Annotated in this window: 21 protein-coding genes; 6 read left to right on the forward strand and 15 right to left on the reverse strand. The window is 67.0% G+C overall.

Annotated elements, in window-relative coordinates; all coding sequences use genetic code 11:
* Positions 1–9: 9 nt before the first annotated feature.
* The gene (locus OHA70_RS34625; RefSeq protein ID WP_328324982.1) at positions 10–402 is read right to left on the reverse strand and encodes a hypothetical protein; all 393 of its coding nucleotides are present in this window, start codon (positions 400–402) and stop codon (positions 10–12) included.
* Positions 403–700: 298 nt separating this feature from the next.
* Here OHA70_RS34625 and OHA70_RS34630 point away from each other — a divergent pair, with 298 nt between their 5' ends.
* Together OHA70_RS34630 and OHA70_RS34635 are read left to right on the forward strand one after the other, a co-directional pair.
* Positions 701–904 carry an antitoxin gene (locus OHA70_RS34630; RefSeq protein WP_328324984.1) on the forward strand — a complete coding sequence of 68 codons (204 nt, stop codon included), beginning with the start codon at positions 701–703 and terminating at the stop codon, positions 902–904.
* Positions 905–997: 93 nt separating this feature from the next.
* Positions 998–1,309, forward strand: a complete 312-nt coding sequence (locus tag OHA70_RS34635; protein WP_328324986.1) for a hypothetical protein — start codon at positions 998–1,000, stop codon at positions 1,307–1,309.
* 1 nt (position 1,310) lies between these two features.
* Here OHA70_RS34635 and OHA70_RS34640 read toward each other — a convergent pair whose 3' ends face one another.
* A complete protein-coding gene (locus OHA70_RS34640; RefSeq protein ID WP_328324987.1) occupies positions 1,311–1,970 on the reverse strand; it encodes an HAD family hydrolase in 660 nt (219 codons plus the stop codon).
* 56 nt (positions 1,971–2,026) lie between these two features.
* Here OHA70_RS34640 and OHA70_RS34645 point away from each other — a divergent pair, with 56 nt between their 5' ends.
* The 3 genes from OHA70_RS34645 (at position 2,027) to OHA70_RS34655 (ending at position 5,277) form a co-directional block, all read left to right on the forward strand.
* Positions 2,027–2,554, forward strand: coding sequence for a type 1 glutamine amidotransferase domain-containing protein (locus tag OHA70_RS34645; RefSeq protein ID WP_328324989.1), 528 nt, complete (start codon positions 2,027–2,029; stop codon positions 2,552–2,554).
* A 30-nt stretch (positions 2,555–2,584) separates the two neighbouring features.
* Positions 2,585–3,004 (forward strand): PaaI family thioesterase, encoded by a 420-nt coding sequence (locus OHA70_RS34650; RefSeq protein ID WP_328324991.1) that lies wholly within the window; start codon positions 2,585–2,587, stop codon positions 3,002–3,004.
* Between the two features lie 113 nt (positions 3,005–3,117).
* A complete protein-coding gene (locus OHA70_RS34655) occupies positions 3,118–5,277 on the forward strand; it encodes a M6 family metalloprotease domain-containing protein (protein ID WP_328324993.1) in 2,160 nt (719 codons plus the stop codon).
* Between the two features lie 110 nt (positions 5,278–5,387).
* On the opposite strand, the gene OHA70_RS34660 is transcribed toward OHA70_RS34655, so the two are convergent.
* The 4 genes from OHA70_RS34660 to OHA70_RS34675 form a co-directional block, all read right to left on the reverse strand.
* Positions 5,388–5,876 (reverse strand): MarR family transcriptional regulator, encoded by a 489-nt coding sequence (locus OHA70_RS34660; protein WP_328324995.1) that lies wholly within the window; start codon positions 5,874–5,876, stop codon positions 5,388–5,390.
* 69 nt (positions 5,877–5,945) lie between these two features.
* On the reverse strand, positions 5,946–6,356 hold the full coding sequence (locus tag OHA70_RS34665; RefSeq protein ID WP_328324997.1) for a DUF1772 domain-containing protein: 411 nt from the start codon (positions 6,354–6,356) through the stop codon (positions 5,946–5,948).
* On the reverse strand, positions 6,356–6,994 hold the full coding sequence (locus OHA70_RS34670; protein ID WP_328324999.1) for an NAD(P)-dependent oxidoreductase: 639 nt from the start codon (positions 6,992–6,994) through the stop codon (positions 6,356–6,358). Before OHA70_RS34670 ends, OHA70_RS34665 begins: the two co-directional genes overlap by 1 nt.
* A 38-nt stretch (positions 6,995–7,032) precedes the next feature.
* Entirely contained in the window at positions 7,033–7,689 is a 657-nt protein-coding gene (locus OHA70_RS34675; RefSeq protein ID WP_328325001.1) for a histone deacetylase, read from the reverse strand.
* A 148-nt stretch (positions 7,690–7,837) separates the two neighbouring features.
* On the opposite strand from OHA70_RS34675, the gene OHA70_RS34680 reads away from it, so the two are divergent.
* Positions 7,838–9,886, forward strand: coding sequence for a phosphocholine-specific phospholipase C (locus OHA70_RS34680; RefSeq protein WP_328325003.1), 2,049 nt, complete (start codon positions 7,838–7,840; stop codon positions 9,884–9,886).
* 1,290 nt (positions 9,887–11,176) lie between these two features.
* Here the strand turns inward: OHA70_RS34680 and OHA70_RS34685 are convergent.
* The 9 genes from OHA70_RS34685 to OHA70_RS34725 are packed head-to-tail and all read right to left on the reverse strand — an operon-like array spanning position 11,177 to position 24,029.
* Positions 11,177–13,750 carry an ATP-binding protein gene (locus tag OHA70_RS34685; protein ID WP_328325005.1) on the reverse strand — a complete coding sequence of 858 codons (2,574 nt, stop codon included), beginning with the start codon at positions 13,748–13,750 and terminating at the stop codon, positions 11,177–11,179.
* A gap of 4 nt (positions 13,751–13,754) precedes the next feature.
* Positions 13,755–15,077: a DUF6923 family protein gene (locus OHA70_RS34690; RefSeq protein WP_328325007.1), complete on the reverse strand. Its 1,323-nt coding sequence runs from the start codon at positions 15,075–15,077 to the stop codon at positions 13,755–13,757.
* 2 nt (positions 15,078–15,079) lie between these two features.
* On the reverse strand, positions 15,080–15,847 hold the full coding sequence (locus tag OHA70_RS34695) for a bestrophin-like domain (protein ID WP_328325009.1): 768 nt from the start codon (positions 15,845–15,847) through the stop codon (positions 15,080–15,082).
* Positions 15,844–16,962 (reverse strand): flavodoxin-dependent (E)-4-hydroxy-3-methylbut-2-enyl-diphosphate synthase, encoded by a 1,119-nt coding sequence (ispG, locus tag OHA70_RS34700; protein WP_328325011.1) that lies wholly within the window; start codon positions 16,960–16,962, stop codon positions 15,844–15,846. The genes OHA70_RS34695 and ispG overlap by 4 nt, the downstream gene beginning before the upstream one ends.
* Positions 16,959–17,894, reverse strand: a complete 936-nt coding sequence (gene ispH / locus OHA70_RS34705) for a 4-hydroxy-3-methylbut-2-enyl diphosphate reductase (RefSeq protein ID WP_328325013.1) — start codon at positions 17,892–17,894, stop codon at positions 16,959–16,961. The genes ispG and ispH overlap by 4 nt, the downstream gene beginning before the upstream one ends.
* A gap of 33 nt (positions 17,895–17,927) precedes the next feature.
* Positions 17,928–18,980 carry a family 2 encapsulin nanocompartment cargo protein polyprenyl transferase gene (locus tag OHA70_RS34710; protein WP_328325015.1) on the reverse strand — a complete coding sequence of 351 codons (1,053 nt, stop codon included), beginning with the start codon at positions 18,978–18,980 and terminating at the stop codon, positions 17,928–17,930.
* Positions 18,981–18,990: 10 nt separating this feature from the next.
* A complete protein-coding gene (locus OHA70_RS34715) occupies positions 18,991–20,379 on the reverse strand; it encodes a family 2B encapsulin nanocompartment shell protein (protein WP_328325017.1) in 1,389 nt (462 codons plus the stop codon).
* Complete coding sequence (locus OHA70_RS34720; RefSeq protein ID WP_328325019.1) at positions 20,376–22,613, reverse strand: terpene synthase family protein; 2,238 nt, start codon at positions 22,611–22,613, stop codon at positions 20,376–20,378. Before OHA70_RS34720 ends, OHA70_RS34715 begins: the two co-directional genes overlap by 4 nt.
* Before the next feature lie 3 nt (positions 22,614–22,616).
* Positions 22,617–24,029 carry a family 2B encapsulin nanocompartment shell protein gene (locus OHA70_RS34725; RefSeq protein ID WP_328325021.1) on the reverse strand — a complete coding sequence of 471 codons (1,413 nt, stop codon included), beginning with the start codon at positions 24,027–24,029 and terminating at the stop codon, positions 22,617–22,619.
* Positions 24,030–24,224: the final 195 nt, after the last annotated feature.

Consider the following 24,224-nt stretch of genomic DNA (forward strand, 5'->3'; position numbering starts at 1 on the left):
CAGTCCCCCTCAGCCCGCGTCTACCTGGCACGGGATGAGTCCGGAGCTCAGACTCGCGATCGCGCTGAACGCCGCCGGGGTGAGGTCGATGACCCGGTTCGATGCGCAGGTACCACCGCAGCAGGCCCGCTCACCGCAGAACAGGTCGGTCTGCGGACCGCAGTCGGCGATGCTGGTGGTGACGTGCGCGCCGTTGCACAGGTTGGTGGTCTGGTGGCGGAAACCGCAGGTCCGACGGGTGACGCCGGTGATCCCGCAGCGGTCGGGACGGGTGATCGAGTAACACCCGTCCGAGGTGTTGGTCCAGGCGTGCTGCGAGCTGCCCGAGTTACAGGTGCCGCAAGCGCCGTGCCCGGCCGTTCCACAGGGTCCCCATGCGTTGCCGCAGCAGAACCATGACACTTCTCCTCGTAATCCAGCCATTGTGTTCCTCCTAGGTCCAAGGGGCGGTTCGAACCTTTCGGCACCCTTATACCTCGCGCGGAGTGGGATATATACAACTCAGCGTGATATTCGGTAACTTTTCACCCTTGTGTTGGGGTTGATGCGTCACCCGGAAACCGCCGAACCCGTTGCGTTTGGCAACGTCGCGGTAGGGCACAGTTGGCGGAGTACGGAGCGTCTCGGACGCGGCCGACCGCCCTGCGGAGGGGGCGAGACCCGCGAGACGCTCGACTCCGACGAAAGGACGTAGAGCGACATGGGTGTCTTCGACAACATGAAGGACAAGCTCACCGACGCGGTCGACGACCACGGCGACAAGATCAGCGACGGCCTCGACAAGGCGGGCGACGCCCTCGACGAGAAGACCGGCGGCAAGTACGGCGACAAGATCGACCAGGGCGCCGACCAGGCCAAGGACCGCCTGGACGCCCTCGACGGCCAGGACGACGACATCAGCTGATCCCTCTCAGCACCGAACGGGCCGCGAGCACTCCACTCGCGGCCCGTTCTGTCGTACCGGCTACGGTGTGGCAGTCAAGGAGAGGTGAGGCGGATGCCTGAGCGGCGGTGGTACCGCAGCGATCCGTCCAGACGGCGCCCGGTCAAGATCGAGACCGTTCAACGCTGGGTCTTCGCCGTCATCCTGATCCACATCGGCGGCTCGCCGACCCTCGCGCTCGCGGCGTACAGCCCACACCTCGAGAACACCAAGCACTCCTCGGGCGTCGGCCTCTGGGTGATGTCAGGCGTAGTAGGCCTAGCCACCACCGCCGGCGTCCTCCTGGTCCACCAACGCTCCGTACTCTCCCCCTGGCTCCTCGCCGGCATCACCCCAATGGCAATCTCCGCCTTCTACGTCTTCTGACTCAGGCCGGTACGACGTACTGCATGGCTTCGGGGATGGTGTTGGCTACGGGGGCGCCGGTGGACTCGAGGGATTGGCGGGTCATGGCGCCGGTGGAGACGAGGATGCAGGGGGCACCTACTGCTTGGGCGGCGAGGGCATCGTCTACCACGTCGCCGATGAGGACTACGTCTGCTGGGGTTAGGTTCTGGGCGGTCAGGTGGCGGATGAGGTGGTCGGTTTTGGATTCGCCGCCGAGGGTGCCGGGGAGGCCGTCTACGCGTTGGAAGAGGTCGGTGAGGCCGTGGCCGGCGATGGTGGGGACCAGTTGGCTGTGGAACCACATCGACAGCAGGGACTGTGTGCGGCCGGTTTCGCGCCAAGCAATCAGTTCATCCGGTACGCCGGGCGCCAGCACGCTCGTGTGGAGCAACAAGTCGTACTTGTCGTGGTACAGCCGATCGACGCGAGCCCAGTCGTCGTCATCCAGCGAGCGGTCGAGGACCCGCTCGTAGCAAGCGCGCACCGGCCGTGAGTAGAACTGCTGCCACTCCTCCCACCGCAACGGCGCCCGCCCGAACTCGGCGCACACCTCGTTGACCGCCGCGAGCACCACCTCGTTGTCGTGCAGCAAGGTGCCGTTCCAGTCCCAGACGATGTGCGATGCCTTCACGATGCTCACCGGCGCAACCCTAAGCAGCCTTGTGTAACCGGCCTGAGCCCGGGTACCGGGGCGCCATGACTGACAAGAAGATCGCATTCCTGGTTGCCGCGGAGGGTATCGAGCGAGTGGAGCTCACCGAGCCGTGGAAGGCCGTCGCCGACGCCGGTCACCAGCCTGTACTGCTCAGCCCGAAGACCGGTGACGTCCAGACCTTCGACCACCTCACCGCGAGCGACAAGAAGCCCGTCGACCAAGCGGTCAGCGATGTCTCCGTCGACGATTTCGCCGCCCTCGTCCTCCCCGGCGGAGTGGCCAACCCGGACGCGCTCCGGACCGACGAAAGCGCGGTCGGGTTCGTCAAGGCGTTCGTCGACTCGGGCAAGCCCGTCGCCGCCATCTGCCATGCGCCCTGGACCCTGATCGAAGCGGATGTCGTACGAGGTAAGACGGTCACGTCGTGGCCCAGCCTGCAGACCGATCTGCGCAACGCCGGCGCCACCTGGGTGGACGAGACCGTCGCCACCGACGGCAACCTGATCACCAGCCGCAACCCCGACGACCTGCCCGCCTTCAACAAGGCCCTGCTCGACGCCATCGGCTGAGGCTGACGGCCGCTGGCATACTCAGCGGTCATGACCAAGTACACGCCCGAGGAGTTCAACAAGTTCGGGGTCGGGGCGTTGCCGGGGCTGATCGGGATCGACTTCACCTCGGTGACGCCGGAGCTCATCAAGGCCCGTACGCCGGTACGCCCCGAGCTCCTGGCGCCGAACGGCTACCTCCACGCCGGTACCGTCGTCAGCATCGCCGACACGCTCTGCGGCTACGGCACCATCATCAACTTGCCCGAGGGGTCGAACGGGTTCACCACGATCGAGTTGAAGAGCAACTTCCTCGGCACGGCCCGCGAAGGCGCAGTGCTGTGCGAGGCCCGGCCGGTGCACCTCGGCCGGACCACCCAGGTGTGGGACGCCGATGTGACGAACGAGGACACCGGCCGCAAGATCGCCACCTTCCGCTGCACCCAGATGGTCCTCTGGCCGAAACCTTGACCGAGTCAATGTTTTAACCCGGTAGCTACAGCCGGATCTCATCTGTCGCCCGCCGCCGACGGATGAGGCAGGATGAAGCTCCGCATGTTTCCTTCGTCGATCGGACTCCGCCCGTGTCTGAGCAACGAAAGCTCCGGCTTGCCCTGCGAGCGACCGCCCTGCTGGCCGCCGTCTCGATTCCCGGCCTCGCGTTCGCGGCACCCGGTACGCCGGCCGCTCGTCCCGGCGCCGACGCCGGACCGGCCGCCGCGGCCGTAGTACCGGCGGCTGAGAAGCCGGATCCCGTCAACCCCTGGCAGTTCGACCACTGGCCGCAGCAGCAGCCGTGGCAGGAGTCGGAGTTCGCCGCGAAACGCGTCGCGCAACCCGGCTTCGGACAGGCCATCGACCCGCAGAACTGGGTCAACCCGGACCACATGACGTGGGCCGACTACAAGAAGCCGCCCGGTACGGATTGGGCCGACCCGAGCAAGAAGGGTTCGGTCCGGACGTTCAAGGGCGCGCTCGTGCTCGTCGACTACCCGAACCAGCCGTTCGTGATCACCCAGCCGAAGGCGTCGACGCCGTTCGGCAACCCGAGCGCCGAGGCCAACGGCATTCCGCGTGACCAGGTCGCCGACTTCTACCGCGACTTCCTCAACAAGCCCGGCGCGCTCAACCGCGGGCACACGATCCACGAGTACTGGATGGAAGATTCAGGCGGCCGGTACGGCGTCGATCTGACCTCCTTCGGCGCGTACCGGCTGCCTGGCAAGTCGTACGAGTACGGCATGGAGTTCCAGGCCGGCACCGCCTGCCCCGCCGGCGATAGCTGCAACAAAAACCTGCGGACCGATGCCCGTGCTGCATGGGTCGCCGACCAGGGCGCCGAAGTACCGGCCGGGTTCGACTTCGTGTATTACCTCAGCGCTGGCCAGGACGAGTCGTCGACCTGGCAGGAGTTCGGGTCGATGAAGTTCCCGACCAAGGAAGACGTTACCGACGACTTCGGCCCGCCGGACCCGCTGCTGCCGAACTGGTCGCTCACCCGGTACGTCCCCTGGACCTCCTGGGCATCCGGCTCGACGCTGTGGCCCAACGCCGGTGGCGGTTCGACCACGCAGGCCGAGAGCTCCGGCATGTCGGTCTTCGCCCACGAGCTGAGCCACATCCTCGGGATCGGCGACAACTACAACAACCCGTTCGGCGTACCGGCGCGACGGGACTACTCCGGCCCGTGGGAGATGCTCAGCCGCGGCACGTTCAACGGTCCCGGCGGCCCCCACAGCCGCTGGATGATCCCGGCCACCGGCGGCGCATCGATGGGCGCACAACACATGCTGCGCAACAAGATCAAGCTGCAGATGGTCGACGAGCAGAACGTACTCCGGCTCTCGCGCGAGGCCCTCGCGCAATCCGGCCTGGTGGTCGCCGACGTCACCGCCCGGGCGATCCAGCCGGGCGCTCAGGACCTGTCGGGCATCAACATCGCGCTCGGCACCGGCGACCTCTCCCCCAAGTGCGATGTCAGCACCGACCCGATGTGCGACGGCGGCGGGTACAACAACTACACGATCGAGGTCGTCGACCGGGTCGGTACCGACTCGTTCACGCCCGACTCCGGCGTCCTGCTGACGAAGACCAAGAACCAGGACGCGGCGCCCTTCGAGTGGGTCATCGACGCCAACCCGCAGGACATCAACATGACCGACTACGTGCTGCCCGACGGTACGAAGGTCCCGATCACGATCGGCGACTACCGCCAGTTGTCCGACGCGCTGTTCCACGCCGGTACCAACTCGGGCAGCGAGTACGAGTACGTAGATCAGGCGAACCGGCTGCACTTCTACATCACCAACGTGCACCGTAACGCCAAGGGCGAGCTGTCCTACACCGTCGCGATCCGCTCCCTCGATGGCGCCGGCCCGCAGCGGCGCGGCGTACGGGTGCTCCCGACGGTTGGCCTCCCGGGCCGTGCCGGCGTCAGCACCTGCGTCTTCCCGCTGACCAACACCGGCAAGACTGCACCGCCGCAAGGCACGCATCCTGAGGACGTCGCGAAGTACCTGAACAACGACGTCTACCGACTGTCCGCCAAGATCACCGGCAAGGGCTGGACCCTGTCCCTTCCGAACGCCCTCGCCACCGCCAAGACCGGCTCCACCATCAAGATCCCGGTCCAGGCCAAGGCCGCCGCCAAGGCATCGCGCCTGGCCAGCATCACCTTCACCGCAACCTCAGAATCCGACCCCACCAAGAAGTCCACCACCACCTGCCTCGCGATCGCCAAGTAGCCCTGCATACCCACCACTGGTGGGCTTGAACATCTAGCGGTGACCTTGAACAAGTTATTACCTGTTCAAGGTCGCCGTTGGGTGTCCGAGCCCGCCAGTGGTGGGCTCGGTCAGGCTTCGGCGAGGGTGGTGGTCGCTGCTTGGCCCGCGGTGGTGGTGCGTTGGAGGAAGTCGGACAGGAGCTCCAGGTCGGCGGCTGAGTAGTCGGCCAGGAGGTTGTCCATCTTGCTGTTCATACCCGCGTACAGCTTGAAGACCTCGGCGCTGCGTTCGCGGAGGGCGTGGACCGTGACGGCGCGGCGGTCGGTGGCTTCGGGGTTGCGTTCGCGGGCTACCCAGCCGCCCTTCTGGAGCCGGTCGAGGATGCCGGTCATGGTGGCGGGGTGCAGGCCGGCTCGGCGGGCGATCTCGCTCGGGCTGAGCGGGCCGTGCCTGGTGATGAGTTCGAGGCAGTCCAGGTCGACGTCCTTGAGGTCGAGGTGCGCGCCGACCTGGTGGTTGAGCAGGGCGAGCTGGTTGCTCAGCTCGCGCAGTGAATCCTTGATCTCGGTCGCCAGCCGGCGTCGGCGCCGGGCGTCGTGGGCCGTTACCGGATTCATAAGATCTGCTCCTCGTGTTGTACGAATCTCGAACAACACTTTACGCAGCCGATCTCCCCGGTACGCCGATCAGCAAACCGAACGCGACGATCGCGGCGACCGTCCGGGCGAGATGCGCGAGTTGCCACCGGTCCGTACGTCGGCCCAGTCGGCCGGTGGAGTCTGGACCGACCAGCCGGCTTGGTCGTGGTTGATGGGCAGGTTGACGACCAGCGTCAGCAAGAAGACGCCGGCCAGGAGCGCGAGTGCTGCGATCGTCGGCGCGCTTCTAGCTCGCAGTACCAGAACGATCGTCGTGATGAGTGCCGGGAGCAACGTCACGCTGGCCAGGGTGTCGAGCCGGGCGAGCTCGACCTGGCGCACCTGGGTGTAGACGTGTGCGTCGAAGCTGCGCAGCGATTGCTCCAGGACGAGGACTGTGAGCAGGAATCCGGCGAAGAGTCCGGCGAACGAGAGGTTGGCGAGCTTGATGAACCTCATCAGTACGCGATGCCGACCGCATGGCCGATCGTCAGCGGGTCGGCGAGCGCGGCGAGCATGAAGTGGGCGGTGTCCTCGCGGGAGACCGAGAGACCACGCGGAAGGTTGGCGTCCAGCGCCGTGCGATAGACACCGGTGACCGGCTTGCTGACCAGCTTCGGCGGCCTGACAACGGTCCACTCGGCTCCGCTCGCGGCCAGTTCTTTCTCCATCAGCGCGAGATCGGCGTACGTCTCCTTGAGAATCCACCCGAAGAACGGATGGATGAACGCCCGGTTGAGCAAGCTGTCGCCCTCCGGGATCGGCCCGACGGGTGCCGCGCTGACCCCGACGTACCGGCGTACTCCGGACTCCCACATCGCCTGAACGATCGCCCTGGTCGAGGTCGACGTCACCGGTCCATCCTTCCGCCCCCGCGGCCCGATCCCCGACACCACGGCCTCAGCCCCATCAACTGCGGGCAGCAATTCGGCCGCCGCCGTCACCCCCGACACCTTCACCACCTCGAGTGCCGGATGCCGCACCTCATACCGAGCCGACTCCCGCACCACCGCCACCACCTTGTGTCCCGCCTCGAGCCCCTGCTCAACCACCGCAGCCCCGATTCGCCCAGTAGCCCCGAACACCGTGATCCGCATACCCCTCACCTCTCCAGTCGTCTAATATCTAGACCGTATCATATGAGTTTCATACGATATGAGATGTGTGAGCTACTCCCCACGACCGCTACCAGCTCCTCGCGACCCCACCGGCCCTTCACTCCGACGGCATTGCCGAGGTAGTCGGCGATCTCGCCCGCGTCCCACCCATGCGCCTCACGCAGCCCGGCGGCGATCCAGGTGAGGTAGGCGGCGCTGGGAGCTGATGGTTCGAGGTCAGCCGCCTCGCCGTGGGTCATCGTCAGCATCGGTACGCCGTCGCGCAGGCCCACCCGCGTGATCGTCTCGTAGCGGCCGGGGCCCATCGCGTGCACGGTCTCGACCGATTGCGCGACTGCACTCAGGGCCAGTGCGAAGGGGCCGCCGGGTGGACGACGCATCTCCTGCGCGACCACATCAGCGAACTGGTCGGTGGTGATGAGGTAGGCGCGAGCGGCAACCCGCGTACCGGCGTACGGGTCGTAAAAGGCGCTGCCTCCGGTCCATACCTTCGACTCGCCGGAGAAGACGAGGCCGCCGGGGATGTGGAGGCTGAGGATGTCCGCGGGTTCGCTGGGGTCACGGCAGCCGATGTAGTCGCGCATGCCGCCGGCCGGGCGTCCGCCGGAGACGTAGCAGCGGAACCGATTCAGTGCGAGATTCGAGCCGTAGGCGACGTACCAGACGCTGTTCAAACGTTAACTCCGTCCGTTACAGCTTGCAGTCGGTTGGAAATGAACAACAAACTTCATATTCCGTCCATCTGAAGTTCCGGTTAGGGTGCCTCCGATGCAGTGCTGGTGCTGAACGCTCCACCCGTCCCGCCCGATGAGGAGACCCGTCATGCCAGATCTGAACCGCCGTCGGTTTATGCAGCTCGCCGGTGGCACCGCCGCGCTCGCGGCGATGTCGAGCAGTATTGAGCAGGCCGCCGCGATCCCGGCCAACCGCCGGACCGGCAGCATCGAGGATGTCGAGCACATCGTCGTCCTGATGCAGGAGAACCGGTCCTTCGACCACTACTTCGGCTCGCTGAAGGGCGTCCGCGGCTTCGGGGACCCGCGCCCGGTCACGCTGCCGAGCGGCAAGTCGGTCTTCCACCAGCAGAGCGGTACGAAGGAGATCCTCCCGTTCCGCCCGGACGCGGACAACCTGGGGCTGCAGTTCATCCAGGACCTGAACCACGACTGGGCCGGCGGCCACCGCGCGTTCAACAACGGCAAGTACGACCAGTGGATCCCGGCCAAGACGTCGACCACGATGGCGTACCTGACCCGCGAGGACATCCCGTTCCACTACGCGCTGGCGGACAAGTTCACCATCTGCGACTCGTACCACTGCTCGTTCATCGGCGCCACCGACCCGAACCGCTACTACATGTGGACCGGCTACGTCGGCAACGACGGTACCGGCGGCGGCCCGGTCCTCGGCAACGACGAGCTGGGCTACGGCTGGACGACGTACCCGGAACGGCTCGAGCAGGCCGGCGTCTCGTGGAAGATCTACCAGGACATCGGCGACGGCCTCGACGCCGACGGCGGGTGGGGCTGGATCAACGACCCGTACCGCGGCAACTACGGCGACAACTCGCTGCTGTACTTCAACAACTACCGCAACGCCGCGCCGGGCAACCCGCTGTACGACAAGGCACGGACCGGTACGAACGCCAAGGCAGGCGAGAGCTTCTTCGGTCAGCTGCGTGACGACGTCCAGAAGGACAAGCTCCCGCAGATCTCCTGGATCGCGGCGCCCGAGGCGTTCACCGAGCACCCGAACTGGCCGGCCAACTACGGCGCCTGGTACGTCTCGCAGATCCTCGAAGCGCTCACCTCGAACCCCGAGGTCTGGAGCAAGACCGCGCTGTTCATCACGTACGACGAGAACGACGGCTTCTTCGACCACGAGGTCCCGCCGTACCCGCCGATGTCCGCGTCGCAGGGTCTGTCGACCGTCGACGTCAAACCCGACCTGTACGCCGGTGGCCCGAGCTACGCCGCCGGTGCGTACGGGCTCGGCCAGCGGGTCCCGATGCTCGTCGTCTCGCCGTGGAGCACCGGCGGGTACACCTGCTCGGAGGTCTTCGACCACACCTCGATCATCCGCTTCATGGAGCGACGGTTCGGGGTGCACGAGCCGAACATCTCGCCCTGGCGGCGGGCGATCTGCGGTGACCTCACCTCGGCGTTCGACTTCGACAAGACCGACAACAACCCCGGTACGTTGCCCGACACCTCGGCGTACGAGCCGCCGGACCGCGACACCCACCCGAGCTACGTGCCCAAGCCCCCGGCGGTCGGCACCATGCCGGTCCAGGAGCCGGGCGCCCGGCGGACCAGGCCGTTGCCCTACGCACCGTACGTCGACGGCGCCACCCAGGCCGGCAAGTACCAGCTGACGTTTGCCTCCGGCAACGATGCGGGCGCGCAGTTCCTGATCACCTCGGCGAACCGCACCGACGGCCCGTGGACCTACACCACCGAAGCCGGCAAGACGATCGCCGACACTTGGAACACCGCCTACTCCGGCGGCGCCACCGACCTGACCGTCCACGGCCCGAACGGCTTCCTCCGCACCTTCAAGTCCAAGCCCGACACCGCCCTCGAGATCACCGCCCGCCACAACGGCACCACCGGCGACCTCGACTTCACCCTCACCAACAGCAGCACGGCTGACGTCATCTTCACCCTCACGAACTCGTACGACGGCCGCCCCAAGCGCTTGAAGGTCCTCAAGGGCCGCACGACGCAGTACAAGCTGAACATCCACCACAGCAAGCAGTGGTACGACGTATCGGTGGTCGCCGACACCGCCCCAACGTTCCTCCGCCGCTTCGCCGGCTACGTAGAAACCGGCGAAGCAGGCGTCAGCGACCCCGCCATCATCACCGCCTGACCCTGCCCCCCTGCCCCGGCGACAAGCCGGGGCAGGCGTCAGGCGCCAGGTACTCCCCCCCACGCTCACCGTCTGGGTGAGGGGACTGCCGGGCCGTCTGCCGGGCTGGTGTCAGGCGCCAGATACTCGCCCACGCCGCCGTGGACGCTGTACGCGTCAGGCGACCGCCGCTTGCCCGCCGAACTGAGCTAGCTAGCCACGACATGCTCGCGCCTAGGTCGTGCTCGTCACCGCTGAAATCCGTGCCGGGGCGGCGGGTGGTGTGCCGATCGACAGGTAGTGCACCTCAACACGATGTACGCAGGCTGGCTCTGCGCGCTCAAGTGCACTAGGTGGCGTCTATTACCTCCTGTCCGTCGGCACGCCTCCCGACCGTGTGGCTGGCCCTGCCCAGACCCAACCGGCGGACAGGAGCGGATGAGTACCACCACCGGCGCTAAGGGCTTCCATCACACCCGACCGTTGCGAGCAGACGCCGGGCACTACCGCCGCTCGGGTTTGCCCCGCGTCGATGGGATCAACGCGTCCGCATCCACGCGCCCGAGGTGGCGCGCAGCGCCACGAGGCAGTTCTCCTCGCGTTTCGTGCAGCAACACCCCAAGCACCGGCGCTCAGGTCGCCGTCCCCAACGAAGGTCTGATCCCGTCAGCATCCAGGCGGACCCGAGGTGGCGCCCAGCGCCACGAGGCTTTACCCGCAGGCGGTAGACGGCTAGCCAGTAACAGCCAAGTACCTGCGCTCAGGTTGAGCCGCTTCGAAGGGCTCAGCGCCTCAGCATCCGCAGGTGCCGAGGTGCCGAGGTGGCGCTAGGCGCCACGACGCCTGCACCGGCCGACCGTTCGACCAGCGGAGCTGCCAGTTGCCAAACGCCAAGGGATTCACTCGTCGGAGGGGTCAACGCGTCAGCATCCAGGAGGTGGCGCCCAGCGCCACGAGGCAGCACCAGCCCAGCACCCGCGCTCAGGTCGCCGTCCCATCGACAGTCTGATCCCGTCAGCATCCAGGCGGAGCCGAGGTGGCGCCTGGCGCCACGAGGCTTTACTCGCGGGCGGACGGCGTCGAGCCAGCAACAGCCCAGTACCTGCGCTCAGGTTGAATCACTTCGAAGGACTCAGCGCGTCAGCATCCAGCCGGAGGCCGAGGTGGCGCCCCAGCGCCACGAGGCTGTACCCCGGGGACGAACGCAAGCGAGCACCGGCGCTCAGGTTGCCTGCATCGGAGGGGCCGACGCGTCAGCATCCAGGCGGAGCCGAGGTGGCGCGTAGCGCCACGAGGCTGTTCTCACGTGGGTTAGCGGGTTAGGTGGGGGGCTAGGTCGTGGCGGGAGTGGACTTCTAGTTTTCGCATGGCGTGGGAGAGGTGGTCTTCTATGGTGCTTACGGAGAGGGTGAGAGTAGCGGCGATGCGGGTGTTGCTGAGGCCTTCTGCGGCTAGGCGGGCTACTTCTAGTTCTCTTGGGGAGAGGGCGTTGCCGTAGCCTCGGCGGCCTCGTTTGGGGGTGATGGGGACGCCTGCTTCGCGGAGAGCTTCGCGGCAGCGGCGGGCGTCGGCTCGGGCGCCCATTGCTTCGTAGGTGTTGGCGATCGAGATCAGGTCGTTGGGGTCACCGTGAGCCAGTAGGAGTCGGCCGCGGGCTTCCAGGGCTATGGATTCGTCGTAGTGTCTGCCCATTGCTCGGTATTGGTCGGCGGCGGTGGTGAACAGGTCTGGTGATTGCTCGAGGACGGCGTGGATCAGCGAGACAGCCGCCGTCGCGGCGGGCGCGTCCAAGTCGTCGACCGCCGCGGTGAACCTTGCCGCCAGTTCGTGTGTGGCGACCTTTGAATGAGGGAGCCCGCTGAAGGCGCAGGTCAGTAGGTCGCTCGCCCAGGCCCAGCCGTGCTTGTGGATCACCATGGCGATGCATTCGTCCACAGGAGCGTCGGCGTAAGGGCCGAGGGCAGCTGCCGCAGCCGCGCGGAGGGGCCACGGGCCGCGGACAGTCGTGTCCAGGACCGACTCGAGTAGTTGTTTGCCTCCAGCAACATCACCTTGGGCCAGGCGGAGGCGGCCGTCGACGAGGTCCAGTTCGGCACGCACCAAAGGTAGGTTGGCTGCCTCTAGGCGGGCCCGGGCCAGGCGGTCCGCCAGGCCGGACCAGTTGCCGGCAGCAAAGTCCAGTCGCGCCCTGACCGCGGCGATTGCTGTTCTGGTGAAAGGGTTCTCGGTTTCGGCGGCGCGGTCGAGCAACGCGGTACTGCGCCGATCGTGCCCCAACCACGCCAACCCGCTGGCGACCTCAACCCCATCAGCCTCGTCGACTTCACCAAGAGCCAACCGGAACCGCGCCTGATTCCGCCGTACTGCGAGTTGCCCCGCCCCCTCTGCATGATCACCCACCAAAAGCAGCGCGTGCTCCAGCCACCCACGCTGCTCAGCAATCGAGTCAGGCCCCATCGTCGGTACCGCCAACGCCGACAAAGCCCAAGCCGCCGACTCCGGATCCGAACCCAACTCGCTGACAGCCGCCGCCAGCTCCCGCCGCCCGGCGCAGATCTCCCCCGCCTGCTCAGAAAGCAACAACCCCAACGCCAACCGCAACCGCCCGCGAACAGCACTCGCAACGCTAGAGCCGCCCAGTACAGTCCGAAGTGTCGCGACAGCATCCTCAAGCGCACCAGTAGCCGACGCAGCCTGCCCCAGCTTCACTGCCAACCGCGCGCGATCCCCCCACGGCAACGCCTCCAACTCCAGCATCTCCGTCAACTGGCAGACGGCCGCAGCATGATCGCCCCGGCTGACCGCATGCTCGGCAGCAAGCTCCGAGTGGATCATCCAGTCCCCAAGAGACCCACCAAGCCGTGAGTGCACAGCGATTTGCGCATGATCCGGAGGCTCGACCGCAGCCAGCGCGCCAGCGGCCCGGCGATGCAGTCGTCGTACTTCGTCCGGCGGGATCGTCTCGTAGATCGCGCGACGAGCGAGCGCATGGCGCAGGTCGTATAGGCCTGGTTTCGGTTCGCCGAGGAGACCGCGGGCCAACCCGGCGTCCATCGCAGCCGTCAACTGGTGCCCGGAGACCTCGGCGACGACGCCCAGGATCGCTTCTGACGCAGGCGCATCGAGTACGGCGGCAGCGCGGATCACCGCGCGGGAAGAGTCCGGAAGCTGCTGAAGCCGAATGGTGAGCGAGGCCCGCAAAGCGACGGGCGCCGGTTTGCTAGCCAAGGCCCGCAGCAATGTATCGCCGCGCCCCAGCGTTTCGTCACGAAGGAGCTCCTCGACGACAAACGGAAGACCGCCGGTGCGCTTGACCAACTCATCGGCCAATGCCGTCGGCAACGACTTCACGCCGAGCAAACCAGCGGCCAACTCTTGTACTGCAGGAGGCTCCAACGGCTGAACCCGTACTTCGGTCGCCCGCGCCCCCGTTGGTACGCAGCCAGCCAGCGCCGTGATCTCGCCCGCATGCTGAGTGTCCTCCGGACGGTACGTGCCGATCAGCACGAACTCGCGAGGCAGCCGGCCCGCGAGGAAACGCAGCAGTTGCAGGGTTCCAGGGTCGGCCCAATGCAGATCCTCCACCACGAGAACGGTCGGTCCGGCGCCGGACAGCTGCTCCAGCACGGAGCTGAAGACGGCGTGGCGCGTACCTGAGCGCAGTACCGGCTCTCCGATGGCTTCGAGCACGGGAGCCAGAGGGATCTGCTCCTCCACCGGCCGGCACTGGCCGACCAGCCATCGGCCGGTGTGCGATCCCTGTACCTCCGCGACCAACCGGCTCTTGCCGACCCCTGCTTCCCCGACGACCAGTACCAGCCCGGGAACGGCCCGCAGCGCGGATCGTAGTACCCGGAGCTCTTGCTCCCTCCCCACCAACTTCACGAGTTCACCGATGCATTCGGCGTTGGGCGGCCATGGCGGCGCCACCGGTCAGAACCACCAGGAGCGTGGCCAGGGACCAGCGACGGAGGACTTGGACCGTACGGTCGTTGGGAGGTGGGGTGGCGGCCGTCTGGGGAGCGATGGTGATCTCCGAAGGAGTGGGCCGGATCGGACGGGGAGTCGGCGTGGGCGTCGGGGTCGGAGGCGGAGGCGGCGCCAGCGGGAGATCGGCCACGGGCGTCGGAGTCGGCGACGGCGTGGGTGTCGGCGTAGGCGTGGGGGGAGGCGAAGGCCGCACAGAAGGAGGCGGCGTGGGAGTAGGCGTAGGAGTGGGAGAAGGCGTGGGTGTCGGAGTAGGCGTCGGAGTCGGAGAGGGCTTGGGAGTTGGCGTCGGCGTAGGCCGAGGCGGCGTAGGAGTCGGGGTCGGCGGAGGCGGAGGTGGTGGCGGCGGAGGTGCGGTGTAAAGACAGCCCGCGGCATCAGAGCCGACAGCAGCCGGCAAGGTCGCCAAAGAGGTCGAAGAGCCGTCCAGCCCCACGCGATACAGGTGGCTCCGCGAGCCATACCCTGTCCGCACGGCGTACAGCACCCCGCCCGACATCACCACCGAGCTATAAGAGTCGCGCCCAGGTATCCCCCGCACAGTAGCGACGACTTTCACCTTGCCCCGTTGAGGATCCAGACTCACCACCCGAGCCTTCTGCCCAGACGTCGAGATCCCATAGAGCAACCCGTCCACCGGATTCACCGCGAAATCATCCACCGACAACGCCAGCAACACCGACGACAGATGCACCACCTTCACGACTGACTTGTACGTCGTACTGCCCGGGTCGATGTCCATCGTGTACAGCCGATGCCCGTCGCGCAGGTACAGCCGCGACCCCGCCACCGCCCCGGCCGTCGGGTCGGCGACCCCACCGACACCGACCCTCACCTGACCGAGATCGGTGACGGCGCCGCGGCGATCGACGGTCACCAGGTGCGGCCGCCGACGCAACCACCCCGACCTGTCCCGCGTAGCGATCCCATAAACCAGGTCCTGATCTTTGGCATAACCCGCAGCGTTGATCTGGTAGTCGAGCCGTCCAAGGTCGGTACTCCGCCCCGACGGCAACTCCACCAATGCCAACCGCGACAAAGAGCTGTACCCCGCCGTCTGGAACTGCAGCATCGAGCAGTCCGCAGCCGCATCCGACGAGCCCGCAACCAGTACGGTCGTCAGGCAAGCGAGGACGAAGGCACCCACACCCGCCGACGCACGCAGTACGGGGCGTACGCCGGCGAGCGGGGCAACCAAAGGGCGGGCAATCGAAGGACGGGCCATCGTCATCCGCCGTGACTCAGCCTGGCCAGCGCCGCGACGAAGGCGTCAGGCCCCACACTCGCGCCACCGCTGAACGGGTTCTGCAGCTGGTAGATCGCGAACAGCAGCAGCCCGATCGCCCCGGACAGCATCGACACGATGATCGCGTACGAGTACAGCCCCGGCCCGCCGAACATGAACATCAGCGCCACCGACATCACGCTGCCGACCATGATCGCGAACCAGACGACCGCACTGACCCCGCTGCCCGCGGCGTTCAGCCGCACCTGCCTTGCCTGGTAGACGTTCCAGACCTGGTTGGCGGCCTCGACGCGACTGTTCTCCTGCCGCTCGGTCGTCGTCTTCGCGCGTTCGACCGTCGTCTGCAGGTTGGACAACAGCGTCCATCCCTCGGCGCTGGTCGGCCGGCCCGCCTTCATGTCCGGCCACTCCTGCTCCGACACCACGGTCGCGTACGACTGGGTCAGCTCCTCGACCTTCACCCGATCCGCCGGCGCGAGCGACTCACTCGCCCACTGCACCGCGACGAGCGCGTTCGCTTCGTCGTACGTCGTGTCCTGCGCCTTGTCCATCGCGTCGAACAACGAGATCAGCACGAACGCGGCGATCACCACGTTCACCCCGCCGACAACCGTGAAGACCTGGCCGGCTACCTCGTTGTTCGCCTCACGGCCCTCCCGTTGCCGAGCCCGGCGCAGGACGACCGCCAGCACGGCGGTCACCGCCATCACCCCGACCACCCAGAACAGACCACTCACCAGAAGATTCATGAGTCCTCCCCCACAGCCGCAGGCCACTCGTGGCTCATCGCCTCCTCGAGCAGCGCCTCGACGATCTGGCTCTCCGGGACGGTCCGGACGATCTCGCCCTTGACGAAGATCTGGCCCTTGCCGTTGCCCGACGACACCCCGAGATCGGCCTCCCGCGCCTCGCCGGGTCCGTTGACGACGCAGCCCATCACGGCCACTCGGAGCGGTACCGGGAAGCCTTCGAACGCAGCTGTCACCTGCTCGGCCAGCTTGTAGACGTCCACCTGCGCGCGCCCACACGACGGGCAGGAGACGATCTCCAGCCGGCGCGGCCGCAGCCCGAGCGACTCGAGGATCCCGATCCCGACCTTGATCTCCTCGACCGGCGGCGCCGACAGCGAGACCCGGATCGTGTCCCCGATCCCCTCGGCGAGCAGCACGCCGAACGCGACGGCCGACTTGATCGTGCCCTGGAACAACGGCCCGGCCTCGGTCACGCCGAGATGCAACGGGTAGTCACACTTGCGCGCCAGCTCGCGGTAGGCGGCCACCATCACCCGCGGATCATGGTGCTTCACCGAGATTTTCAGATCGGTGAACCCGTGCTCCTCGAACAGCGAGCACTCCCACAACGCCGACTCCACCAGCGCCGCCGGAGTGGCTTTCCCGTACTTCGCCAGCAGCCGCTGGTCCAGCGACCCCGCGTTGACGCCGATCCTGATCGGCACCGACGCCGCCGACGCGGCCCGGGCGATCTCCGCGATCTTGTCGTCGAACTGCTTGATGTTGCCCGGATTCACCCGTACCGCCGCACACCCCGCGTCGATCGCCGCGAACACGTACCGCGGCTGGAAGTGAATGTCAGCCACCACCGGAATCCCCGACTTCGCAGCAATCGCAGGCAGCGCATCCGCATCATCCTGCGAAGGCACCGCCACCCGCACGATCTGGCACCCAGCCGCCGTCAGCTCCGCAATCTGCCGCAACGTCGCCTCGACATCAGCCGTCGGCGTAGTCGTCATCGACTGCACGGACACCGGCGCCCCACCCCCGACCGGCACGCTCCCGACGGCCAGCGCTCGCGACTTGCGTCGTAGCACCGGCAGCTCTGGTAGACCCAGCTGTACGGCGGTCATGCTTGCCTCACCGCTGATGGGAGGGTGAAGTGGATGGTCTCCTGGGTGATCTCCCGCTCGACCACGTCGACCGGCCCGAACTCGCGCAGCCAGTCGATCACCCCGTCCACGAGTCGTGGCGGCGCCGAGGCGCCGGCCGTCAGACCGACGACGCGCACCCCGGCGAGCCAGTCGACCTCGACTCCCGACGCGTCGTCGACCAGGTACGCCGGGGTGCCGTGCTTGTGCGCCAGTTCGACCAGCCGGCGCGAGTTGGACGAGTTGGTGGAGCCGACCACCAGGACGAGGTCGGCCTCCTCGGCGATGGCGGCGAGCGCTTCCTGCCGATTGGTCGTCGCATAGCAGATGTCCGCCTCGGACGGACCCTTCAAAGCGCGGAACTTGTTGCGCAAGGCATCCAAGATGGCCGTCGTCTCGTCCACCGCCAGCGTTGTCTGGGTCAGATAAGAAACGCGCGAAGGATCCTCGACCTGCAACCGGGCGACGTCCTCGACCGTCTCGACCAGCAGCGTCTGGTTCAGCGCCTCCCCCATCGTTCCCTCGACCTCCTCGTGCCCCGCGTGGCCGATCAAGATGATGGTGTCGCCGCGGGCGGCGTACCGGCGTGCTTCAGCGTGCACCTTGGTGACGAGTGGGCAGGTCGCGTCGATCACGTCCAGCCCCCGACGGTCCGCCTCACTGCGGACCGCCGGGGACACTCCATGGGCCGAGAAGACGACGGTCGCGCCGTCCGGTACTGCTTCCAGTTCGTCGACGAAGACGGCCCCCCGGCTCTCCAGATCCGCGACGACGTGGGTGTTGTGGACGATCTGTTTGCGGACGTAGATCGGATGGCTGCGCTGGGCGAGCAACTGCTCGACCACTTCGATGGCCCGCTCGACACCGGCACAGAACGAGCGCGGTGAAGCCAGCAGGATGGTGCGTGTCGTCATAACTTTGCCCCCTTTCATCCTTCCCCCCTTCCTTCAGCGATCGCGGCGCGTAGCCAATCTGGCCAGTTGTTCCAACTCGGCAGCGGCCGGCTCGAGTGCTTGCGCAGAAGCCAGTTCGCCCAGGGAGGCAGCCAGTAGCGCGTCTGCCTGCAGCTGGCTCTGGTCTCGTGCTCCGGTCGCCTCGATCAGGTCCGCTGCGTGCGCCAACTCAGCGCCGGACAGTTCGTCCTTGCGGTGGTACAGCGCCGCAAGCTCACGACCGGCGTCCGTACCAGAGGTCAGCGCAGCGATCGCCGGCAGCGACTTCTTCCGCCGACTCAGGTCCGAGTGCACCGGCTTGCCCGTGACCTTGGGGTCCCCCCAGATACCCAGCAGATCATCCACGTACTGGTAGGCGAGCCCGAGATCCTCGCCGTACAAGCGCAGGTGGTCGACCTGCTCGGTCCGGCCGCCGCCGAAGAGCGCACCGAGTGCCGTCGAGCACCCGAGCAGCGCGCCCGTCTTGAGCTGAGCCATCCGCACGCACTCCGCCAGTACGACGTCGTCGCGGGTCTCGAAGTGCGAGTCCGACAGTTGCCCGTCGACCAGCTCCTGGACCGCAGCGCCCAGCATCCTGGACCCTTCGTCCGCCCGATGGTTGCCGCTGTCAACGAGTACTTCGAACGCCAGACTGAGCAATGCGTCACCGGCCAGGATCGCCGGGCCGAGACCGAAAACGGACCACGCGGTCGCCCGGTGCCGCCGGGTCAGGTCGCAGTCCATCACGTCGTCGTGCAGCAGCGAGAAGTTGTGGACCAGCTCCACCGCTACCGCAGCGGGAACCGCAGCTTCCGCAGTACCGCCAACGGCTTGAGCAGCCAGGAGTACCAGCGCTGGGCGGAGCGCTTTGCCCCCGTCAGCGTTGGCTGGAGCTCCTTCCTCGTCCTCCCAGCCGAAGTGGTAGTTGGTGATCCGCTGAGTTGCCAGCGGCATCTTTCCGACCGCGGCACGGAGTGCGGGTTCGACCTGATCGCGGCTCCAGGCCAGGAGTTGCTGAGCAGACCGGCCGGCGCCGGCGGCCTGGCTCGCGTGCTGGAGAGTGGACATGACATGCTCCTCATCCACCGAGTTCGACGTTTTCCAGAACGCCGAGCGCGTCCGGGACGAGCACAGCCACCGAGTAGTAGGTGCTGACCAGGTACGAGCTGATGGCCTTCTCGCTGATCCCCATGAAGCGGGCGTTCAGGCCGGGCTCGACCTCGTCGGGCAGACCGGTCTGCCGCAGGCCGATGACACCTTCGTCGTCGAGCCCGGTACGCAGTACCAGCACCGAGGTGGTGTTCGTGTTGGAGATCGGGATCTTGTTACAGGGCAGCAGCGGTACGCCGCGCCACGCCTGCGCCCGCTGGCCTTCGACCTCGACGGTCTCGGGCAGCACGTGCCGGCGGGTGCACTCGCGGTTGAACGCCGCGATCGCGCGTGGGTGGGCGAGCAGCAACCGTGGCTTGCGGCGACGGGTGAGCAGCTCGTCGAAATCGTCGGGCGTCGGCGGCCCGGTCCGGGTGTAGATGCACTGCTGGAAGTCGGCGTTGTGCAGTAGGCCGAAGTCCCGGTTGTTGATCAGCTCGGACTCCTGCCGCTCCCGCAACGCCTCGATGGTCAGCCGGAGCTGCTGCTCGGTCTGGTTCATCGGGTTGTTGTAGAGGTCCGCGACCCTGGTCTGCACCCGCAGGATCGTCTGCGCCACCGACAGCTCGTACTCCCGGGGCGCGGGGTCGTAGTCCACGAAGGTGCCGGGCAGGTCGTCCTCGCCGGCGTGCCCGGAGGCGAGCTCGATCGCTGCCTCACCGTTCTTGTTCTGCGCGGGCTTCGGCCGTTGCCGGACCTCGTCGAGATGCTGCCGGAGCGATTCCGAGTGCTCGACGAGGTTGTTGAAGTCGTTGCGGTGGAGCTTGAGCACCGTGCACTGGGTCAGCGCCTTGGCGGTGAACTCCCAGAGGTTCTCCGGCGGCTCGGTCAGCAGCCCCTCGCCGAGATAGTCGCCGTCGGCAACGGTCCCGAGATCGGTACCGTCGCCGTACTCGCCGATCCCCACCTTGCTGACCTTGCCGTGGGCAATCAGTACGACGTCATCGACCCGGCTGCCGAACTCGGCGATCACGTCGCCCGGCTGGTACTCGACCTGGTAGAACCGGCCCGCGAGCGCGGTCAGTACGTCCTCGTCAACGAAGTCCCGCAACGGTGGCAACTCGGTGAGCTCCGCCGGGATCACCCGGATGTCCGCGCCGGTGGCCGAGAAGCTCAGCCGGCCGTCGCCGACCGCGAAGGTCGTCCGGCGGTTGACTCGGTACGCGCCACCCTGCGTCTCCACCCACGGCAGCATCCTGAGCAGCCAGCGGGGCGAGATGCCCTGCATCTGTGGCACGGACTTGGTGGTGCTCGCCAGCTGCCTGGCGGCCTCGGTCCCAAGACTCAGCTGTGGCTTGTCCTGATCGATCGCCGTCACAAGGCACCGTCCATTCTGCTCGCACCAACAAGGTGCCGTGGTCTAGGGAGTCGAGCTGCGGAGGTACCGAATCCAGTGGCACCGCCAAGAACCCGGAGTTGCTTGGCCGGTTCGCCGGCTCGGGCCAGCAGGGTCGGCTCCTTGTAGCGGTCGACGCCGGCGTGCCAGACGAGGATTCCGGACATCCAGTTCTGCAGCTCCTCGGCGTACCCGAGCAGCGTGCGCCGGACCTCGTCGTCCAGGCCGAAGTCGGTGAACAGCGTCGGCAGGTCGACCGCGACCAACTGCTCGAACTGCTGCATCCGCGCGGTCATCAGGTCGTTGACCAGGCCGAGTGCCTTGTCCCGGTCGCAGCCGAGGAAGTTCTGCACGACCATCACCGCGTTGTGGAACTCGCCCTCGAACTGGATCTCCTTCTGGTACGAGAAGACGTCGTTCAGCAGGCAGGCGTAGTCGGCGGCGGCGTTCTCCATCGCCTGGATCGGCCGGGACCGGTACATCTCCGGCGGCACCGTCCGCCCGTGCCCGATCCGGCACAGGCTCATGGTGAGATCCGAGCCGAAGGTTCGGCGCCGCATCTCGATGTAGTCGACCGGATCGGGGATCCGGTTCTGGGACATGTTGGCCAGCTCCCACAGCCAGCTCTCCGTCATCGTGTCGATGGCGGCCCGGAAGTCCCGGCGTTGGTCGACCGTCATCGGACCGGCCGTCCTGACCCAGAGATCAGCCAGGCTCCGTTCCAGCGGCGTCACCGGAACGGTCGCCGCGGGCCCCTCGATCGGCATCAAGTCCGACAGCCGCTTGGTCGTCGCCTTCGCGCCGGTCATGTCGCGGGTCCGCCCGAAGACGATCGGGTAGTAGTCGTCGGCGTACGTCCCCCAGGCCAGCCAGTCCGAGGACAGGTTGAGCGCCTCGGGCGACGCGTCTGGGTGGATGCCCGCCGCGCACAACGGCAGGTCGTTGGCTTCCAGGTAGTCGGCGTCCCAGACCACGCCGTCGAGTAGTCCCATCTCCGCACACCAGCCGCGCAGGTGCTCCCTCGCCGCGTCCAGGTGAGGGCTGCGCTTGGCGGAGTACGGCATATAAAAGCCCGGCAGAGGAGTTGCCCCGACCGGCTGAAAAGGGGTGAAGGTGTGGCTTCTGATCCGGTACGGCGCGGTTGCAACGAGCGACTGGAGGATGCGTGCGGCTGACGTGCCTATGCCTGTCGGACCGCCGAGTGCTGCCTTGCCGCCGTTGTTCATATACCGACTGGACCTGAGGTGCCACTCATGGCCGCCGGACTGCCAGTCCTGCAGGCCTTTCACGTAGTTCAGTACGTCGAGTTGGCCTTGCGGACCAACCAGGTTCTCGGCCAGCAGCGGCGGGATCTCCGCGACGGCCGTGTTCTCGAACTGGTGCAGCCGCGAGGTGAGGATGTCGTTGACGACCTCGGCTGCCTCTTGCGGGCTGCAGCCGAGGAAGCGCTCCACGACGAGGACGCCGTTGTTGACCTCGCCCTCGGTCTCCACCTCGCGCTGGTACGAGAACAGGTCGTTGCGCAGATGGACCGCGTCCGAGAACGTGTCGCTGAGCACCTGCATCGCTCGCGTCCCGGCGATTTCGACCGGTACTTCGGCATTGCTGGCGTACTCGACCAGGTTGGCCGACCACGGAGCGCCGCCGACCTTGCGACGCATCTCGACGTACTCGATCGGGTTCGCCACCCGGCCGGCGCTGATGTTGGTGAGTTCCCACAGCGACTCGGCCAGCAGGGCTTCCGTCGTACCGATGAATCGTTGCCGCCAGCCCGGTGACATCGACGGCACCGTGCGGTTCCACAGGTCGACCAGACCGCGCTCCACCGGGTTCTCCGGTATCTCCGTGATCGGGCCCTCGACCGGCATGAACAACGGCAGCCGGTCGAGATAGGCCTTCGCGCCGGCCATGTCCTGCGTCTTCTTGTAGAGCTCGAGGAAATGGTCGTCGAAGTAGAACACCCAGACGTACCAGTCCGTCACCAGGTCCAGCGCCGGACCGGTCGCGTCGGGATGGGTGTAGGCGCACAGCAGCGCGTAGTCGTGGGAGTCGAAGTCGTGCTCGTCCCAGATCGCCTTGCCCTGCTGGGGGACGTCGATCATGTCGAACTCGTAGGCCCAGGCCTTGCTGTGCGCCCGGGCTCCCTCCAGGTGTGGACTGATCCTGGCCGGGTAGGGCACATAGAAGTCGGGCAGCTGGTAGGGCTGCTTGGACATGGCCTAGCCTTCTCGCCCGATTTCGACGCCTTCGAGGATGCCGAGCGCGTCGGGGACCAGGACGGCCGTGGAGTAGTAGGCGCTGACCAGGTAGTTGATGATCGCCTTCTCGCTGATGTTCATGAAACGCACCGACAGCCCTGGCTCGTACTCGTCCGGCAGACCGGTCTGCTGCAGGCCGATGACGCCTTGGCTGTCCTCCCCCGTGCGCATGAGCATGATCGAGCTGGTCCGGGTGTCGCTGATCCCGAGCTTGTTGCACGGGAAGATCGGTACTCCGCGCCAGGCGGGCAACCGGTGCCCGCCGACGTCGATGCTGTCCGGGTAGATGCCGGCCTTGGTGCACTCCCGGCCGAAGGCGGCGATCGAGCGCGGGTGCGCCAGGAAGAAGGCCGGCTCCTTCCAGACCAGGCTGAGCAGCTCGTCCAGGTCACCCGGCGTCGGCGGGCCGCTGCGGGTCGGGATCCGCATGCTCAGGTCCGCGTTGTGCAGCAGGCCGAAGTCGCGGTTGTTGATCATCTCGTGCTCTTGCCGCTCACGCAGCGCCTCGATCGTCAGCCTGAGCTGCTGCTCGGTCTGGTCCATCGGGTGGTTGTAGAGATCGGCGACGCGCGTGTGCACCCGCAGCACGGTCTGGGCGACGCTCAGCTCGTACTCCCGCGGCGTCGTCTCGTAGTCGACGTACGTACCGGGCAGGTCGGACTCGCCCTCGTGGCCGGCCGCGACATCGATCGCGGCCTCGCCGAACTCGTCCTTGGCCCGCTCCGGACTGTTGCGGAACTCCTCGATGTGCTGGCGCAGGCTGTCGACCTGGCCGACCAGCTCCTCGAAGGAGTCCTGCGACAGGGTCAGCACCGTGCAGGTCGTGGTCGCCTTGATGGTGAAGTCCCAGAAGTCGTCCGACTCCAGGATCGCCTTGTAGGTGAAGTGGTCGCCGTCGACCAGCGTCTCCAGTACCGTCTCGTCGCCGTACTTGCCGACGCCGATCTTGTCCACCTTGCCGTGCGCGATCAGGCAGATCTGGTCGGCCGGCCGGCCGCGCTCGACGATCACGTCACCGGGCTGGAACTCCTGCTGGACAAAGCGATCCGCGAGCGCGGACAGTACCTCGACGTCGTCGTAGCTGCGCAGCAGGGCGAGTTCGCACAGCTCCTGCGGGATCACCCGGACCTCGGCGCCGCTGGTCGTGAAGGTGACCCGGCCGTCGCCGACGGCGTAGCTGAGCCGCCGGTTCACCCGGTACGCGCCCCCCTTGGCCTCGACCCAGGGCAGCAGCTTCAGCAGCCAGCGCGAGGTGATGCCCTGCATCTGCGGCTCGGACTTGGTCGTCGTCGCGAGGTTCCGCGCTGCCGCGGTCCCCAGGCTCAGCTGCGCCTTGGCGTTGACATCCGACGAGGCCGGCTCGGTCAAAGTCACACTACCCACCACCATTCGTTCGCGGTTCGTTGTCACGCCCGGGTCTCGGGCGTCATCGGCCCATTCCGGGCAGGGGTCAGCTCGCCGGCGGGTGGACCGGCGCGGGTTCGGGCACAGGTGCACACAGCACCCGTTCGATGGATTGGTTGATCAGCTCAGCTGGTCACGATCGGCCGACAGCCCACCAAGGAGCTC

The organism is Kribbella sp. NBC_00382, from assembly GCF_036067295.1.
In the GTDB taxonomy this organism is placed as follows: domain Bacteria; phylum Actinomycetota; class Actinomycetes; order Propionibacteriales; family Kribbellaceae; genus Kribbella.